Source organism: Daejeonella lutea (assembly GCF_900168015.1).
Lineage (GTDB): Bacteria > Bacteroidota > Bacteroidia > Sphingobacteriales > Sphingobacteriaceae > Daejeonella > Daejeonella lutea.
Genome location: NZ_FUYR01000003.1, coordinates 23,410 through 41,385, shown reverse-complemented (window position 1 = coordinate 41,385; position 17,976 = coordinate 23,410). Strand labels below are relative to the sequence as shown.

Below are 17,976 nucleotides of genomic sequence, written 5' to 3'. Positions count from 1 at the left end.
TGAAAAATTTCAAAAATTCAATTTAAACGCATTCTCAGTCGTGAGAGACTTTTAGAACATTAAACATCTTAATTTTTAGCTCATAGCTGATAGCTCACAGCCCATAGCCCAAACCAATGAATTTTGATCCCAAAGACCTCAGCGATAAAACTCTGATTAAATTTTATAAGAATCTTCTTAAGCCAAGAATGATCGAGGAGAAGATGCTTATTCTTCTAAGACAAGGAAAAATTGGAAAATGGTTCTCAGGGATTGGCCAGGAAGCTATTGCTGTTGGGACAACCCTTGCCATGCGCCCTGAAGAATATATACTTCCAATGCATCGTAACCTGGGTGTTTTTACCAGCAGGGATATTCCACTATCCCGCTTAATGGCCCAATGGCAGGGCAAAAGTTCAGGATTCACAAAAGGCCGCGACAGGTCCTTCCACTTTGGAACTCAGCAGTATAAAATTGTGGGGATGATCTCCCATTTGGGTCCGCAGCTGGCTTTGGCCGATGGTATAGCACTTGCTGATACCTTGAGAAATGAGAAAAATGCAACGCTGGTATTCACTGGGGAAGGTGCAACGAGCGAGGGTGATTTCCACGAGGCCTTAAATGTGGCCGCGGTTTGGGACCTTCCTGTGATTTTTATAATTGAAAACAACGCCTACGGACTATCTACCCCCACAAATGAGCAGTATCGCTGCAAAAACCTGGTGGATCGTGCAATAGGTTATGGTATGGAGGGCCATCAAATTGATGGAAATAACATCCTTGAAGTTTATCACACCATCAACGACATTGCTTTGGACATCCGGGAAAAGCCCCGGCCAGTGCTCGTTGAATGCATGACATTTAGAATGAGAGGGCACGAGGAGGCCTCAGGAACAAAATATATTCCGCAGGAGCTCTTTACGGAATGGGAGAAGAAGGATCCGGTTAAAAACTTTGAAGAGTATCTTCTGAACGAACAAATTTTAGATCAGCAACTCGTAAGTGAAATTCGCGCGGAATTTAAACTTGAGATTGATGCAGAAATAGAATTAGCTTTCGCTGAAGATGAAATTGTCGCCGACACTAGTATTGAAGTTACTGACATGTATGCTCCATATTCACCTTCTGCAATTGAAGTCGCCGACGACGCTACTAAGACGGATAAACGTTATATAGATGCCATAAGCGATGGCTTGAGGCAATCCATGCAAAAATTTCCTGAACTTGTCATCATGGGGCAAGACATTGCCGAATACGGTGGTGCTTTTAAGATCACTCAGGGATTTGTTGAAGAATTTGGTAAGGGACGAGTACGGAATACCCCAATTTGTGAATCAGCAATTGTCGGCGCAGCGCTGGGCCTGTCAATAAAAGGATACAAGGCGGTGATGGAAATGCAATTCGCAGATTTTGTCACCTGCGGTTTTAACCAGATTATAAACAATTTGGCAAAAACTCATTACAGATGGGCGGAGAAAGCTGATGTCGTGATACGAATGCCAACGGGTGCTGGAACTGGAGCCGGGCCGTTTCATTCACAAAGTAATGAGGCCTGGTTTACAAAAACGCCAGGACTAAAAGTTGTATATCCGGCTTTTCCGTCGGATGCAAAAGGCCTTTTATCTGCCGCTATAGATGACCCTAACCCCGTTTTATTCTTTGAACACAAATATCTTTACCGTGCGATAGCCGAACCCGTGTACGACGATTATTTCACGATCGAAATTGGCAGGGCGAAAATGCTAAGGCAAGGTGAACAAATAAGCATTATTACCTATGGACTCGGTGTACATTGGGCGATTGAGTATTTAAATGAGCATCAGGAAATCTCTGCAGATCTAATTGATCTTCGAAGTTTACAGCCCTGGGATAAAAATGCCGTCGAAATTTCAGTTAAAAAAACAGGCAGAGTACTTATTCTTCATGAAGACACGTTAACTGGCGGATTTGGGGGAGAGATCAGTGCTCATATTGCAGAACATTGTTTCGAATATCTGGATGCTCCCGTTAAGCGCTGTGCAAGTCTCGATACTGCTATACCAATGAACAAAGCTTTGGAGGATAACTTTCTGGCAAAGGCGAGACTTCACGATCAAATTAGCAGCCTGCTGAATTATTAGACATTCGATTGAGCAAGGAACAAAGAACATTGAGTAGAGACAAATGAACAGTGATTTTGCTAAACCTGCTTTGCGTTCTTTGCGAAAACCTTGGCGATCTTTGCGTTTAAAATATACGTTCTCCATTTGCTCTAGCACACAATGTAAAGCTCACCTGCCTATATCAAACTTGACTTAACACAGCGCCACCTAATTAACCACCATTACTTCTGCAAGCGGGTTAAACAGATACACAGCGCCAGTTTTAATTTCTACGCATTTATATCTTTTCCTAACCAACTCTCCTTTCTTAAAAATCCGTTTGTTCTTTATTGAAAACAGGCTATTGATCGGAAGCTTCTCCACATGCACAACGCCCTCAGGCTTTTTATCATAACGATTCAGAACCCGGAATAAATTCAAATCTGTACAGCTGGAAGCTGAGGGATTTTCAAGGTAGCTAACTATCGCCTGCTTCACATCAGGTGGAAATATAGTTTGTTCAAAAAACGGCTTCATCATTCTTTTGAAATTACTCTTCCACTCAAGGCCATGGGGTTTGGCTTTACGCTTGTGCTCATTCCAGGTAAGCAGGTGCGCAAATTCGTGAACGGTGGTAATTAAGAATGCATAGGGATTTAAATTGTAATTGACAGAGATACGATGGCCCTCATCTTTATATGGATGTCTATAGTCTCCATATTTTGTGCTTCTCCCCCTCGATATCTTAAATTCACACTTAAAATAATCTATCCAACGGGCAATAACCGGAGCAGCTCCTTCCGGGAGGTAATTACTAAGTACGTTGACTTTATCCAAATTTACTTTAATAATTGGTACACGATCAGGCTCGCAATATAAGCTAGTGTGGTCATGTAAGCAAATTGAATCGCTGGCCAGGTCCAGCTCTTTGTTTCCCTGTAAACAATTGCTATTGTACTAACGCACTGCATAGCAAAGGCGTAAAATACCATCAATGAGAATGCCACCGCCACCGTAAAAACAGGCAGTCCTGTTTCCGGATTTTCTGCCGACAACATTTTATCTCGAACTGATGCCAAATTTGAATCATCGGCCTCGACACTATAAATTGTTGCCATCGTGCCGACAAAAACTTCGCGGGCAGCGAAAGAAGTGATGAGTGCAATACCTATTTTCCAATCAAAGCCTAAGGGCTTGATGACCGGCTCAATAGCTTTCCCAATCAGACCAGCGTACGAGTTCTCCAGTTTCTCTGAAGAAACCATTCGGGAAATGTCATCCGCGGGGTACTCCTGGGCGATGGTCACTGAGCTATATTTTTCATCAATCGCATCGAAACGTCCCGAAGGTCCATACGACGATAATACCCACAATACTATAGAAACGGCGATGATGATCTTACCCGCTTCGAACACAAAAGCTTTTACACTTTTATACATCGTAAGCAAAACATTATTCCATCTGGGCATTCTGTAAACCGGCAGCTCCATGATGAAATAACCGCGTTCACGCGATTTAATAATCACCTTCATAACCCAGGCCACAACGATAGCACTGATAATGCTCAGCACATATAAAGCCATTAAGGCTATTCCCTGCATGTTAATAAAGCCCCAAACCTTTTGGTCAGGTACAACCATCGATATCAGTAGAGTATAAACTGGCAGGCGTGCTGAACAAGCAATAAGTGGGGTTACCATAATGGTAATCATCCTGTCTTTCCAGTTCTCAATATTACGCGTACTCATAATTGAGGGAACAGCACATGCGAAACCGCCAATCATTGGCACTATTGATTTCCCACTCAAACCCACCTTTCGCATGATCTTATCCATCATGAAAGTAACCCTCGACATGTATCCTGTATCCTCCAGAATGGAAATAAAAGCAAAGAGAATAGCGATTTGCGGAATAAAAATCAGGACGCCGCTTAGGCCAGCCAAAACTCCATCAATCATAAGATCAGCAAACGCACCCGCGGGCAGGTATTGATGGCCGATATCTGTCATCCAAACAAACAGACTTTCAATTAAAGACATTGGATACTCCGACCACGCGAAGATCGATTGAAAGATCAGGAAAAGGATCGCAAAAAATATTACGAATCCGAATACCCTATGTGTAAGGATATTATCTATCCGGTTACTCATAGTTTCCTTTCCGGGATCGCTGTTTAATTTAACAGTGTCAAAAAGGACGTCATTTATAAAATTATACCTCCCTATAGTCTCAGTTGCCTGAGATTGCTGTGAATGGAAAGAGAATTCACTTTTTATTTCTTCTATCCTTTTATTTTGCTCCGACGACAGAAATGAAAGCTGCTCATGCTGATGGGCAAGCTGAAGTGCGACGTAAGGATAAGGTATATTAAGATCCCTTCGAATTGCGTGAATAAGGTCTGGTGCCAGCGACGGGACATCTATAGAACTGAATTGCGTTGGGATTGAACTGCTTTGGCTGATCGCCATCTTTAACTGATCGATACCTTCACCTTTCCTCGCTGAAATAGGCACTATCTGGACTCCAAGTTTTAGAGCAAGTTCATCTACTTCGATCTCAATTCCAGCCTGTGATGCCAGGTCCATCATGTTCAGAGCAATTATGATCGGAATTCGCAAATCAGCCACCTGAGAAAACAGCAACAGATTTCTCTTTAAGTTAGAGGCATCTGCAACGAAAACTATAAGGTCTGGATGTACAGAACTGGTCTTATCAGCAAGCGCATCCATAACAATCCGCTCGTCCCTGCTTTTCGGGTAAAAGCTGTACGTGCCGGGTAAATCGATTATTCGGGCAGAACGATTATCAGGAAGTTTTGTAAAGCCTTCTTTCTTTTCAACAGTAACACCAGGAAAATTCCCGATTTTTTGACTGAGCCCGGTAAGAACATTAAAAAGCGTGGATTTTCCAGAGTTGGGATTTCCAACCAATGCAACTTTTAAATCCTGACTCACCTATTATTGCATTATGATGGTTGAAGCTTCATGCTTCCTGAGGCTGAGTGAGTATCCCGAAACAGTAATAGCCATCGGATCTCCAAGCGGAGCTATGCGTTCTACAACAATTGATTCCCCCGGCAGACACCCCATTTCCATCAATTTGATAGACATCTCGAGGTCAGTAAATTCCTTTATTATCCCTGATTGACCTGGTTCTAATTGTGAAAGCTTCATAGCTGCGAATTATATACAAAAATAAAGCTTATTTGAATTAATTCCAAATAAAGGGTAGGCCATTGCTGAAAGATGTGATAAAATTTACATTGCCAAGGAGGCGATCATTGCCCACAATTTTGGTCCCGAGAGCTTAATTAATTTTTAAGCTTGTCGCTTGGTACTTGCTAATTTTAGGACACTTACAACCCTTTTTGAAAATACTGCAGGATCCTAAACTCAAAACAATCAGGAGACAGCCAATTCTATATAAGTTTTTCATTGAACCTGACTCTATGTAAAAAAATATAACTAAAAATTCCCATCCCTACTCCTGTAAGATCAGCAAATATATCCCACCATTCTGCCGAACGATAAGTGAAATACTTCATTTGCAAAACCTCAATTAACACCCCTAAGGCTGTAGTTATTAACAAGATCTTCAGAATGGTCACAGCGCGATAAGAATAACTGCTCTGTTCCCTGATCTTTCCGTAAAACAAAAGAACAGTAAGTACGAAGAAGAAGCCTGTATGAGCAAGTTTGTCGAAACCTTCAAAAAATGTAAATCCCAGCTTACTTTGTGTATCCGACATAGGCATCTCGCACATAACGACGGTAAAAATCGCCCATAGAATGGCCAGGTACTGATGACGGATTGTTTTTAACATTTATGCTCCTACAAGCGATTTATAAGCAGATGCAGACAAAAGACTGTCTACTTGTGAGGGATCGGAAAGCTCAACTTTTACCATCCAGCCATCGCCATAAGGATCGGTGTTTACAAGCTCAGGATTGGTGTCCAATTTTTTGTTTAGTTCGGTGACTTTACCTGTGACAGGCATTAATAGATCCGAAACAGTTTTTACTGCCTCAACTGTGCCAAATTGCTCCTCTTTTGTAACTTCCTTACCAAGTGTATCAATTTCTATGTAAACGATATCACCAAGCTCATGCTGTGCGAAGTCGGTAATACCAACATAGGCAACATTACCTTCAACCCGTACCCATTCGTGGTCATTAGTATATTTCAGTTCTTCAGGAAAATTCATTTTATATGGTTTTGTTATAGGTCAAAAGTACTTTAAAGAGAACAAAGAACCAAGGCAAAAGAAGAACAAAGACAGGTCTTTGTTCCTTGATCTTTGCTCCTTATTCCTTTTACAGTGTAAACCTCAAATTCACCCCAAAATTACTGAAAGAGGTATTGAATGTTTGTGATGTATATGGCTTCGTGATATTTCCATCGTAAAACATCCGGATAGTAAACCTCTGGTCAAGTACGTAATCAACATTTGGCCGGATCGTAATACGTTGGTCACCGGAGGTAACCTCCGCATCAAGGACATCAGCTCTGTATATCACCAGCTTCCGGTCACTCAATGCGAAATCAAGTTTGAATGCCATGTCGTTGTCCAGTTTAAGTCCTTTGAATAATCCAAATGGAAACCTGAAATTGGTTGTCCGATAACCCCATCCAAAAACAGCATTATCTTCCTTTTGTTGCGCCATTTGGCTATTTGAAAGACTAAAACTCAATGCTCGTGACTTCCGGTATTCAGCTGAAAACGTCATATTATTTTTTAATCTCACATCCACACCAAGGAGTGGCTGAAATTGCTCGAATAAGGTGACCTGAGAAAACTGGTAAAAGGGAAGGAAATTACCATTAGCATCGCGGACACTTACAGCTCCGTTTGTTTCCTGATAACGCGCCAGTGAGTTGAAACCGTTAACGGTATATGAAGATCTGTACCCATGTCTCAAGTCGAAAGATGTGAACATTTCGTTAAAAATGCCAAGTTTGCTTAAACCATTGTAAGTTATATTCCAGTTAGGTACTGGTATTTTGGGGAAACGATTTAGCGAAACTTTATTAGCGTCTTTGCCAGTGTATGCGGCGAGAAATGAGGAAATCAATACATCCTGGGATGCCTTGTTATATCCATCAGCAAAGCCGCCCGTGGTTCCTGTGGAGTTGGGATTAGTTTCCCCCAGTCTTCTTGAAATAATTGCCCTGTTCTCCTCTAATTGCCTGAAAAGCCTGGAGGAATTATTGCTCTTATTTTCTTTGCTGAATGCTGTCCTTAGCGTAAAAAATGAAATGGTATAATCTCCGGTTGTCACCGGGGTCAGGTTCTCAAAATTGTTCCTGTTAGGCACAAATTTAAAGTTGGTTGAATAATTAAAGTTTTGACCCCTGATGGCGTTTAGGTCAATAATCATGTCACGTATAGGCTCAATCCGGGCCCGAAAATTCATATCCTCTCGTTTGGTTGTGATATAAAGCTGGTTCAGAAGAGAGTCTCTGGTAATCCAGCCATTTGCAATTGCTCGTCCTCGAATATCCCGTTGGCCGCCCAAGAGAAAATCATAGCCCGGAGCACTTGCATCCAGATCCTGACCAATGAAATCAGTTGAAGGCAGGTAACCTGGGAGAAAAGTTCCCTGACTTCTTGAATATGTCCCATTTACCGTCTTTAAACTCGTTAGTAAATTTATCAGGAACTTTCCCGGGCCGCTTTCCGCCTGAGCGGCAGAACGTACGAATCCAAACTTATTATACAACTGCGTAAGATTCAGGCCGGGATTTACTTTAATGGTACGTGCGTTCTGAATCGTATTCCCAACGTCAATCAAAGGATCTCTGAGCGTTATAAGTGGTTCCGTCTGCCAGTTAAAGCCGGCTTGATATGCAGTTGCGATGTTAATCCAGTCGAGACCAGGGATCTTATTGACAGGCAAGTTATACGTAAGGTTCAGACTGTGATTATAATCAGTTGTCCGCCCAAGCCGCTTCAAATTTTGCCATAAAGTATCTCGTTTCAAACCATTGATACGTCCGTCTGGCTCATCAATAACAGAAAAATTTGTCGCATTGAAATCCAGCTGCATTGAACGCGTTAAGTTCCAGCTGACACCGTATAAGCGTGACATTTGAAAGTTCTTGTTGAAGTTTGTATTGATCGGCAGAAAATTGTTAGGGTCGTTATCCCGTAAGGTATTTTCAGAATAAAGCCGGTCTACACTTATGTTAAAATTAAGTACCGAAGGCAGTAGGCTAAAATTAAAGTCACGTAATAGCGCAAGACTTTTTGATTTTATAAGCTTCTCGAAAGGCGTTATAGATTTTGCCTGCTTTGAATAGTTGTATTGAAGACCCGCGCGATAGGTTTTTTGAATAGTGCTCTCATTAATATAATCGCGATGATTAAATGAATTAAATGCGTAAGTGGCACTCAAATTCTCAATATCCCACAGGTGTGTCTTACTTTGAGGATTAGTTTTAATTTTACGAACATTCGTAAAATTGATACTTTTCCTTGAGCTGTAATCTTCCGTTATAAACCGTAAAGAATCTCTCGAGGCCCTGCGTGTATTTTCCAATACCTGCCTGAACTCCGTGTCCTGGTTCCGTGGATCATATTGCGGACTTCCTACCTGCGACGAAAAATTTATATACATAGGAACTTTGATTCCGGTACGTTCAGGGAAAAACTTTCCAAGCTCCATGCTTCCTGACAGGTCAAACAAGACATCGTCTTCCCGGTTACGTTCGCTTACTCTTTTATCGATCGAGCCAAAACCTACTGTGCTTTTACTTCCTGAAATCGTTATATCCGCAAAATCGGCGAGTTTAGCATTAAGGCGTGCTGTTGCTGCCCATCCGCCTCGTTCATCAAAATCAGTTAAACGAAGTTCATTGAACCAAATTTCTGCGTTTTTATCGAGTCCATCATCTCCCCCGGGACTAGCAGGATTTCTAAGAGGATTTCTAACACCGAGCATGTAAACCCGGACTTTACTTAAATCCGGCTGGCCCTTCACAATAATTGTATTTACACCATCCTGGTAGACAAAAGGGCGATTGATTGGCCAGGGCTGCCCATTAAATATGGCTTTATTCCGCGCCGCTTTAGCAGCCTGAAACAAACTCAATTGGACATCAATTTTATTTTGCGAAGGCCAGATTGCTTCAGGATCACTTGTGTTTTGGGGAGTTATTTTGAGAGGAATATCATAATCATAATAGTTGTCCTGATTATCGGTACCTACCCGTAGAAATGCCCGGAGATCATTGTCTCTGGTGGAGCCTGACTGATCAGATTCGGCATGTATAAACATTTCAATCCTTTTATAAGAACGGAAATCGTTAAAAGTAGTTCTGAAGGCAGCTCGTCCATAGCCATCTCTAAGATTTCGAACAGTTAATGCAAGTGACTGCTCATTCTGCCTTGACTCGCCGCGGAAATTAGTAATATCACGCTCACGCTCGATTCCAGGAGGCAAAACATAGGGTATCGGACTCCTTTTCCCATTTTCTTCAATATTGACGGCAGTTACATCGATTGAAGAATTGTCAAGACCGGGGCTTAACAATGACGGATCTGCAAGAACTTTCGTTGGATTATTTTCAGAGTTATATCTTCTCCATTCTCCCCGTACCAACTGCAGCTTTGCAAGACGCAAAATAGCAGTATCCGCAAAATCTGTCATGAACATACGGATGAAGCGTATCGATTTAAAATCTTCAATATTTCCAACTTTCTGTATGTAATCATTTACCGGAATCTTGAACTGGATCCAGCGAACCGTTTCAGTTTTTCCATTCGCCAATTTTACATTTGCATTAACGATATCAGTGATATAATTTCTGCCTACAGCCAGGTCGCCCGGGCGGATCGATACTTTATACTGGTAATACTCATCAGCCTGGGTCGAGTTATTATCCCTGTTAATGTCTTCCCCATCCGGAAGGGATGTTGCAGCAGTATTTTCGATACCAGTCTGCGCTATCGATTGTTCGGGGGTTTTTGAATTTCCCTCGGGATTGTTATACTTTTCATACCGTTTTAGAATACCTGCATTTTGCTGATCCAGATCTGAGCCTCGATAATATTGGTAATCATCAGAAGCCGGATCTTGTTCCAACAGTGCTCTCGCCTGCGGATCGCTAATCGCTAACCTTGCCTGGGAAACAAACGTTCCAAATTGTGTGCCTTCATCGACGCTCGACAAACCATCAAGTCCAACATCCTGGAAAGCACGAGCTCCGGAATTATTATCAAATGCCTGAATAACTGGTTGCAGCTTCGGAACCCGGCCCCACTGAGTTGCATCAGTTTTTGCAACATTCCCATCTACGGGTAAGCCGTTTTCTAAACTTTTACGACCATCTTTTAAGATATCCTCAGTAATATTCCCAAGATTGAAATACATGTCCCCTCCCTGATGCAAGGGTTTTCCAATGAAGGGGTCAAGCATCCACATCTCAATAAATTCAATGTTCAGCGCTTCAAAGTCGTTCGTTTCCAATTTTCTGAAAATACCTCCCCAGCGGTTCCTGCGATTGTTAAGCGTTCCATCAGGGTTCAAGCCTGTAGTGGTAAAGTTGTAAGGGCCTCTCTGCATTGGATAAAATGCAAGGTCAAACGTTGGCAGTATTATCGCCTGCCCTGTCGACGATTCCTTGAATGGAAAAACCTCTCTTTCAAAAACCTGCCGGACATAATGGTTAGAAAGTTCATTTTTATCCTTTTTAATATTATCCGGAGTGAGAGAATTACCGCTTACAAAGAATATCGGGTCAATATTATAGAACGCCAGTCGTGCTCGGTTATATCCGTAAGATAAATCATTGTTCAAACGCGATTCTGGGAAAAGTTGCGGTGTCCCTGAGATTTGCCATGCGATAGCACTTTTAATATCAATAAGAGATCGGCTTGCCTCGAAATCATCCAGGTAGCTGGCTCCATTTCTGCTTCCGGCAAAATTTAGTGCTCTTGGGTGACCCGGGATTAAATTAGCATATTCACCATTAAAGGTTAGGGAAGATGGTTCCTTAGTATTGATAAACGGAATTTTGTCCACCATCCGCGTAAGCCATCTCGACGGAGAGCTATAATTTGCGTCAAAACCCCAAATAGTATTTGAAATAGATTCCTCTCCGATATTAACTTTTTCAGTAAGCGGCTTTTCGGTGAGGTTCATAAATGTCCCGCCCAGGTTAAGCTTGTCATTAACCCGATAGTCAAATCTGGACCCGGTTAGCGATCGCTGCTGCAACCCAAAAAGCTCATTGTTCTCAAGCTTAATGCGGATGGGCTGCCCTGAATTTAGAAGTGCCTGGTTAAGGATTCGCACCATACCCCCATTATAATCCACCGTAAAGTCGACACCTTCCTGTAAAGGCAATGTACCTGCGATAACCTGCACCGACCCCTGGGGAACATTTATCGCGTTAAGCTGAAATTCTGAACTTGCCTGTGACTGGTAGGTACCTCGGATTTGATATCGGTTAAGTCGTGGGAATAATTGCTGGGCCAGTACCTTAGTCGAATCGTACAATGGCTGATAAACATATTTATCGATCAGATTTCTTTCTGACACCGGGTTAAAACGTCGGGCCAGGTCTGAACCAAATGGTTCAACCAAGGGGAAAGTTATTCGTCCATTCTGCGCATCAATGGTGATCCCCTCTACAAAGTCAAAGAAGCCATCGGGCTTTCTGTCATTTTGTTGATTTAAATTATCAAGGTTAGTCAACTGCAGCCAGAGTTTTCCATTTGTGTTCTGCCCTTCAAGAATTTGAGGTGTCTCGACACCGGTATCTTCGCCCAATCTGAAAATATTTAACCTAAAATCTGTCCGGCTCACCGAGTAAGCACCTAATGAATAAATATTCTTCATCATTAGATCCCAGGTCGGTAAACTCGTTTTCAAAGTTTCGTTCTTAAGGAGTTTGACGAATAATACCTGGGGAGTTGTATTATCGACCGACACGTCGGTTGAAAATTCCCCAACCTGATATTCTTCGCCGTTCACAGTGTAACGGAAAGCGACTGCGAGCACCTCATCGGCATTTAAAGCAGTGTTCAGGGAAATGTATCCTAGTCTGGAGTTCAGGGTAAACTCCTTATCTGTAAGATTTCGAGCAAACGTGAGCTTCGCAAAATTGTCAGTTCCGCCATTTGCCTGAAAAAATGCATTGGCATCATTGCTGTTTGTCTGACGTGCCCCGGGAGGCAAAATTTGAAGCAGGTTGTTAGATTGCTGGTTAAAGCCCGGTCCCGAAAATCCGGCTGGCAAGCCTGAAAATCCCGCACCACCTCTTACCTGAACACTGTTGTAAACATTATTTTCACCCAAATCAATTAAACCAAGCACATCTCTTGAATTTGCAGAGTTATTAGCACGGTTAGTGATCCAAACTTCAATTTTGGTGATATTAATGTTTGAGCTAATGATCGGCAGGTTTTCAAGTGCACGATTGTAGTTATTTCTGAAATATTGAGCTAGAAAGAAATGTCGGTTTGCTTCGTAATTATCTCCAGAAATGCTGAATTCATTCTGTTGAGACCCATTAGTGATCGTAATTTCGCGTTGCTGCGACTTCTGCTGGGAAAATACTGTAGTGACATTGAGTCGGCCAAACTGGAGCTGTGTTTTAACACCAAACAATGCCTGGCTTCCTGATATCAAAGAGGTACTCAGAGGAAGACTAACATTCCCGGCTTCAATTTTTCGGATGATCTCGTCATCTTTTCCAGTATAGTCGAGTTTTACCTGATTCTCAAAATCAAACTGTGCTTCAGTATTATAATTTGTAGTTATCCTCAGCTTCTCCCCAATCTGTCCAACAACATTCATTTGTATCCGCTGGTCGAAGTCAAAGTTCCCCTGTGTCCTTTGTCTTTCATTGAATAAAGGGTTCTCGTTCCTATTAATTCTTCCCGAGAAAGTAAGATCGGCAGAGCCCTGGGGCCGGATATCGATGGTAGATCCACCAAATATCTTCTCAAAGGATTTACTGTTTATTTTAACCGGAGGGATAAAACCTGGTTCTCTTGCTTCCGCCAGAGGAAGGTCCGCCAGTTGTTTCCAATAGTTCTTTTTGATAAGTTCATTCTCATACTTCTGATATTCCTCAATGCTCAAATATTGAGGCGAACGGTAAAATCTCTCCCCAATTTTCTCCCTGATAATGTATCGTTTTGAAACCGGGTCGAATTCCACGCTTCTTTGAATATTCGAAGGGTTTGGAAGTGTTATTCCCGAAGGTCGCTTAAGTTGGATGTACCTGGAATCTTCGAAAGGGTATTTTAACTTTGACGTGTCAGTGGCCGCAGGAGTGTTTTGTGCAAAAGCTGTAATGCTAAAAAGCGCAAGGAAGACAAAGCAAACCTTAGTCAAGTAAAACGACGCAGCACTTTTCAATTTCGTTAGTATTGATAGTAATTATAAGCTTTTTAGAGCAATTTTTATCAGGCGCTCAACTGTTAAATTTTCACCTTCTGATTTTATAGCGGCATCCAAAGCCTTCTCTGCAACATTCTTGGTGAAGCCAAGCATTACAAGCGCCGAAAGTGCCTCGTCTTTTGCTGTATTATTATGTGGCATCGAAATGAGCGAATCTGGTCCTTCCTTCTTTAACTTATCCTGTAGTTCCAGTATCATCCTTTGCGCCGATTTTGGTCCAATCCCCTTTATCCGTTGAATCAGGGGAACATCACCTTTCACAATTGCCGTCTGAATTTCTGCAGGTGTAATAGATGAAAGTATCATTCTTCCGGTATTGGGCCCAATGCCCGATACCGAAATCAAATGTAGAAACAGCCGTCTTTCTCCCTCATCATGAAAGCCATATAAGGTATGCCCGTCTTCTTTCACGTGAAGCCAGGTAAAAAGTTTACATCGCTCTACCTCACCCAATGACGCATAGGTATTGAGCGAAATGTTGATTTGATAACCAACTCCGCCTGCGTCTATTACAACATACGTAGGGCACTTAAAAACAAGTTTTCCGTCTATATAGGCGTACATGCTTTTTAATTCTGAGTTTTAGGTGCGCGACTGAAAATGCCTTTTTTTCTGGAGGATGCTGCCTGCTCCTCTTTGGTTTGTGCATCAACAACTGCGATAGTCACCATATTAACAATTTCCCTAACAGAACTATCCAGCTGCAATACATGAACCGGTTTCTTAAGTCCCAGAAGAATAGGCCCTACCGCTTCAGCACCACCTAATTCCTGTAGTAATTTATACGCAATATTCCCCGATTCGAGGTTGGGAAACATCAGGACATTGGCAGGCGCCCCTATTAAAGTACTGAATGGATAGTTATCTTTTAACAGATCAGGATTCATCGCAAAATTTGCCTGCATTTCACCGTCAACCACGATCTCCGGATAATTTTTATGCAATATTTTAACTGCCTGGCGAACTTTCTCTGGTACATTACCATCATTGGAGCCAAAATTCGAATAAGCAAGCATAGCAATCCTAGGCTGGATGTTGAACTTCTTAACCGACCTGTCCATTAAAACTGTAATATCAACCAGCTCCTCTAAAGTAGGATTTTCGTTAACCGTGGTATCCCCGAAAAATACAGGGCCTTTTTGGGTAAGCATCATATACATTCCCGCAACCCTGTTAACACCTTCTTCAATACCGATAACCTGTAAGGCCGGCTTAATTGTGGTTGCGTAATCTTTCGTAAGCCCGGAAATAAGCGCATCAGCCTGACCAAACTGAACCATTGTCGCCCCGTAATAGTTACGGTCGCGCATCAGCTTTTTAGCCTCGTAAAGAGTTACACCCCGGCGCTGACGCTTCTTGTACAAGAATTCGGCATACTGGGCACATACATTCTTTTCCTCAAGGGGATTGATGATCTCAACACCATCCAACTCAAGTTCATGGTCGGCGATGATCTGTTTGATCTTCTCTTTATTGCCAAGCAAAATAGGAATTGCAATCCCTTCATCCTTAACAATTTGAGCTGACTTTAATATTTTATAGTTATCCGCCTCAGCGAATACAACGCGTTTGGGAGATGTCTTGGCCTTGTTTGTAACTGCCCGCAGCAACTTATCATCCATCCCCAACCGGCTTTTTAGCTCCTCATTGTAAGCTTCCCAATCTGTAATGATTTTCCGTGCCACTCCTGAATCAATCGCAGCTTTAGCAACGGCTGGCGATACAGATGTGATGAGTCTGAAGTCAATTGGCTTCGGAATAATATAGTCTTTACCAAATTTCAGGTTTCTGGAATTATACGCCAGATTCACAGCCTCAGGTACTGTCCTCTTTGCAAGGTCGGCAATTGCAAAAACTGCCGCTTTCTTCATTTCCTCATTGATACCAGTCGCCCTTACATCCAAAGCACCTCTAAATATATATGGGAATCCGAGAACATTATTTACCTGGTTCGGGTAATCAGACCGGCCGGTCGCCATAATAATATCCTTGCGGGTCTTGCAAGCAAGATCATAAGCAATTTCAGGATTTGGATTAGCCATTGCAAAAACAATGGGATTTTTCGCCATCGTCCTGAGCATCTCAGCGGTAAGCACGTCGGGCGAAGAAAGGCCAATAAAAACATCTGAGTCTTTTACAGCATCGGCGAGCGTACTGATCTTCCTTGAGGTTGCAAATTCGGCCTTGGTACCTTCAAGATTATCACGATCTGTACGAATAACACCTGAGCGATCGAGCATGACAATATTTTCTCTCTTAGCACCGAGACTTACGTACAAACGTGTACATGAAATAGCAGCTGCCCCAGCGCCATTCACAACTATCTTTACTCTTTCAAGCTTTTTCTTCTGGATTTCGCAGGCATTAATAAGGGCAGCGGCAGAAATAATAGCGGTACCATGTTGGTCATCATGCATGACCGGGATAGACATCGCTTCTTTCAGTCTTTGTTCAATTTCAAAACATTCAGGTGCTTTGATATCTTCCAGGTTGATACCGCCGAAAGTTGGTTCAAGAGCCTTGACAATCATGACGAATTCGTCAATGTTCTTAGTATCGAGCTCAAGATCAAATACGTCGATATCCGCAAATATCTTGAAAAGCAAACCCTTACCTTCCATAACAGGTTTACCAGCCTCAGGACCTATATCGCCAAGGCCGAGCACTGCCGACCCATTACTTATTACTGCAACCAGATTACCTTTAGCAGTATATTTATAAACGTCTTCTTTATTATCGGCTATTTTTAAACACGGTTCTGCAACTCCTGGAGAATATGCAAGAGAAAGATCGCGTTGTGAATTTGTAGGCTTTGTTGGAACTACCTGGATCTTTCCAGGACGGCCCTGGGAATGATAGTCAAGTGCATCTTGTTTACGATTAGTCTTACTCATTAAGGTTTGAATTGGTTAGTCCCCCAAAATTACAATTCTTTTCTTTATATAATGATTTAAAACTTGGAATGAGCGCCAATTGCCGCCTGCAATTTAAAATTACAACTGGCTGATTATCAATTTCATGCCTGGAGAAATAACCGATTTACTTAAGCCATTCAGAGCTTTAATTTTTGAGACGGTCATACCGCTGAATTTGTCGGCTATACCAGACAAGGTATCACCTACTTTCACAACATAACTCATGGAGCTGCTCTCATTAGGCTCTGCATATGGTTTCGAAGCAGCCGATACCCGAATATTCTGACCTGGAACTAAGGTGGAAGTTTTTAATCTGTTCCAAACCTTCAGGTCCTGAACCTCCGCTCCATACTTATTCGCGATAGACGTTAAAGTCTGACCCGGCAGAACGCGATGATATACTGGATTAGTTTTTGGCAATTCGGCAAATGCTTCTTTCATTGAAGCCGCGATCACTGATGCATTGGTATTTGTGCCCCCATTAAGCACGTCATATAATGAAGCAAATGCATTGTTATTTACCCCAGGGATCACAAGCGACTTGGGTGATTGAATGGAGCCATTAATAATTTGCTTTTTATAAGATGGATTCAAAAGCAGCAATTCTTTAAGATCGAAATCTGCTGCTTTTGCAATACTTGCAATGGAAACATGCCGATTGACTTCGATCACATCTGTGAGCACATTAAAATCGGCTGCTTTCGATTGAATTCCATGACTTCGATAATAATTCATGGCATAAACAGTGGCTATAAACGCTGGGACATAATTTTGGGTCTCTCTCGGCAGAAAAGACCGTACTTTCCAAAAGTCAGCTATGCCACCCGACTTCTCAATTGCCCTGGTTACCGCACCGGTACCACAATTGAATGCGGCAATTGTAAGCAGCCAGTCACCTATTCGTTTATATGCATCAACAAAATAATGTGCAGCGGCATAACTTGCTTTCACGGGATCTTTGCGTTCGTCAACGTAATTATCCATTACCAAACCATAGCCCTTAGCGGTTGTATACATAAATTGCCATGGTCCGACTGCACCGGATCGAGAAACTGCGTGAGGGTTGAGTGCAGACTCAATTACGGTAACAAATTTAATCTCATCCGGAAGCCCGGCTTCTTTTAATGCTTTTTCGAAAATTGGAAAGTAATATTTTGACAATCCCAGCATTTTACCCATTTGCTCACCCCGGCTAAGATAGATGTCAATATAGCTCTGAACGTACTCGTTATAATTTAGGGGCACAGATTTTTCAAGCGAATCAAGTCTGCGTTTAAAGGTCAAATTTTGAGCTGAAAGTGAAGGGTGACCAATGGAGGTTGATAGAAAAGCGGTATCAGCAGGGAAATGAATAATAGATTCTATGTTCACGGGATTGCCTGAAACTCCATGCGCAATGGCTGTAGCCCTATCGAGCATGCAAAGCAATACAAGAATGACAAAAGTAAAGGTTCTTATCATATATTCTCAGAAACGCGGTAGAAACCGCCAGTTAAACAACTTTAGAAAGTATCAAGTATCAGGTATCAGGTATCAGGTATCAAGACTTAGGCCCGGTTCGAACTGGCATGTCCTGCTTCCTACCTTCTA

The 17,976-nt window shown here is 42.2% G+C and carries 10 protein-coding genes; 1 reads left to right on the top strand and 9 read right to left on the bottom strand.

Features of this window, described 5'->3' with window-relative positions:
- Nucleotides 1-116 precede the first annotated feature (116 nt).
- Complete coding sequence (locus B5X60_RS13760) at nt 117-2,099, top strand: alpha-ketoacid dehydrogenase subunit alpha/beta (protein ID WP_079703307.1); 1,983 nt, start codon at nt 117-119, stop codon at nt 2,097-2,099.
- Nucleotides 2,100-2,288: 189 nt separating this feature from the next.
- On the opposite strand, the gene B5X60_RS13755 is transcribed toward B5X60_RS13760, so the two are convergent.
- The 9 genes from B5X60_RS13755 to B5X60_RS13715 form a co-directional block, all read right to left on the bottom strand.
- Entirely contained in the window at nt 2,289-2,897 is a 609-nt protein-coding gene (locus B5X60_RS13755; RefSeq protein WP_079703306.1) for a SprT family zinc-dependent metalloprotease, read from the bottom strand.
- A 2-nt stretch (nt 2,898-2,899) separates the two neighbouring features.
- On the bottom strand, nt 2,900-5,014 hold the full coding sequence (gene feoB, locus B5X60_RS13750; protein ID WP_079703305.1) for a ferrous iron transport protein B: 2,115 nt from the start codon (nt 5,012-5,014) through the stop codon (nt 2,900-2,902).
- Nucleotides 5,015-5,017: 3 nt separating this feature from the next.
- Nucleotides 5,018-5,233 (bottom strand): FeoA family protein, encoded by a 216-nt coding sequence (locus tag B5X60_RS13745; RefSeq protein ID WP_079703304.1) that lies wholly within the window; start codon nt 5,231-5,233, stop codon nt 5,018-5,020.
- A gap of 245 nt (nt 5,234-5,478) precedes the next feature.
- Nucleotides 5,479-5,883: a VanZ family protein gene (locus tag B5X60_RS13740; RefSeq protein WP_079703303.1), complete on the bottom strand. Its 405-nt coding sequence runs from the start codon at nt 5,881-5,883 to the stop codon at nt 5,479-5,481.
- A complete protein-coding gene (gcvH, locus tag B5X60_RS13735; protein ID WP_079703302.1) occupies nt 5,884-6,264 on the bottom strand; it encodes a glycine cleavage system protein GcvH in 381 nt (126 codons plus the stop codon).
- Nucleotides 6,265-6,373: 109 nt separating this feature from the next.
- A complete protein-coding gene (gene sov, locus B5X60_RS13730; protein ID WP_079703301.1) occupies nt 6,374-13,405 on the bottom strand; it encodes a T9SS outer membrane translocon Sov/SprA in 7,032 nt (2,343 codons plus the stop codon).
- A 45-nt stretch (nt 13,406-13,450) separates the two neighbouring features.
- A complete protein-coding gene (ruvA, locus tag B5X60_RS13725; RefSeq protein WP_079703300.1) occupies nt 13,451-14,035 on the bottom strand; it encodes a Holliday junction branch migration protein RuvA in 585 nt (194 codons plus the stop codon).
- A gap of 5 nt (nt 14,036-14,040) precedes the next feature.
- Complete coding sequence (locus B5X60_RS13720; protein ID WP_079703299.1) at nt 14,041-16,365, bottom strand: NADP-dependent malic enzyme; 2,325 nt, start codon at nt 16,363-16,365, stop codon at nt 14,041-14,043.
- Nucleotides 16,366-16,464: 99 nt separating this feature from the next.
- Nucleotides 16,465-17,847, bottom strand: a complete 1,383-nt coding sequence (locus tag B5X60_RS13715; RefSeq protein WP_170878460.1) for a lytic transglycosylase domain-containing protein — start codon at nt 17,845-17,847, stop codon at nt 16,465-16,467.
- Between the last annotated feature and the right edge of the window lie 129 nt (nt 17,848-17,976).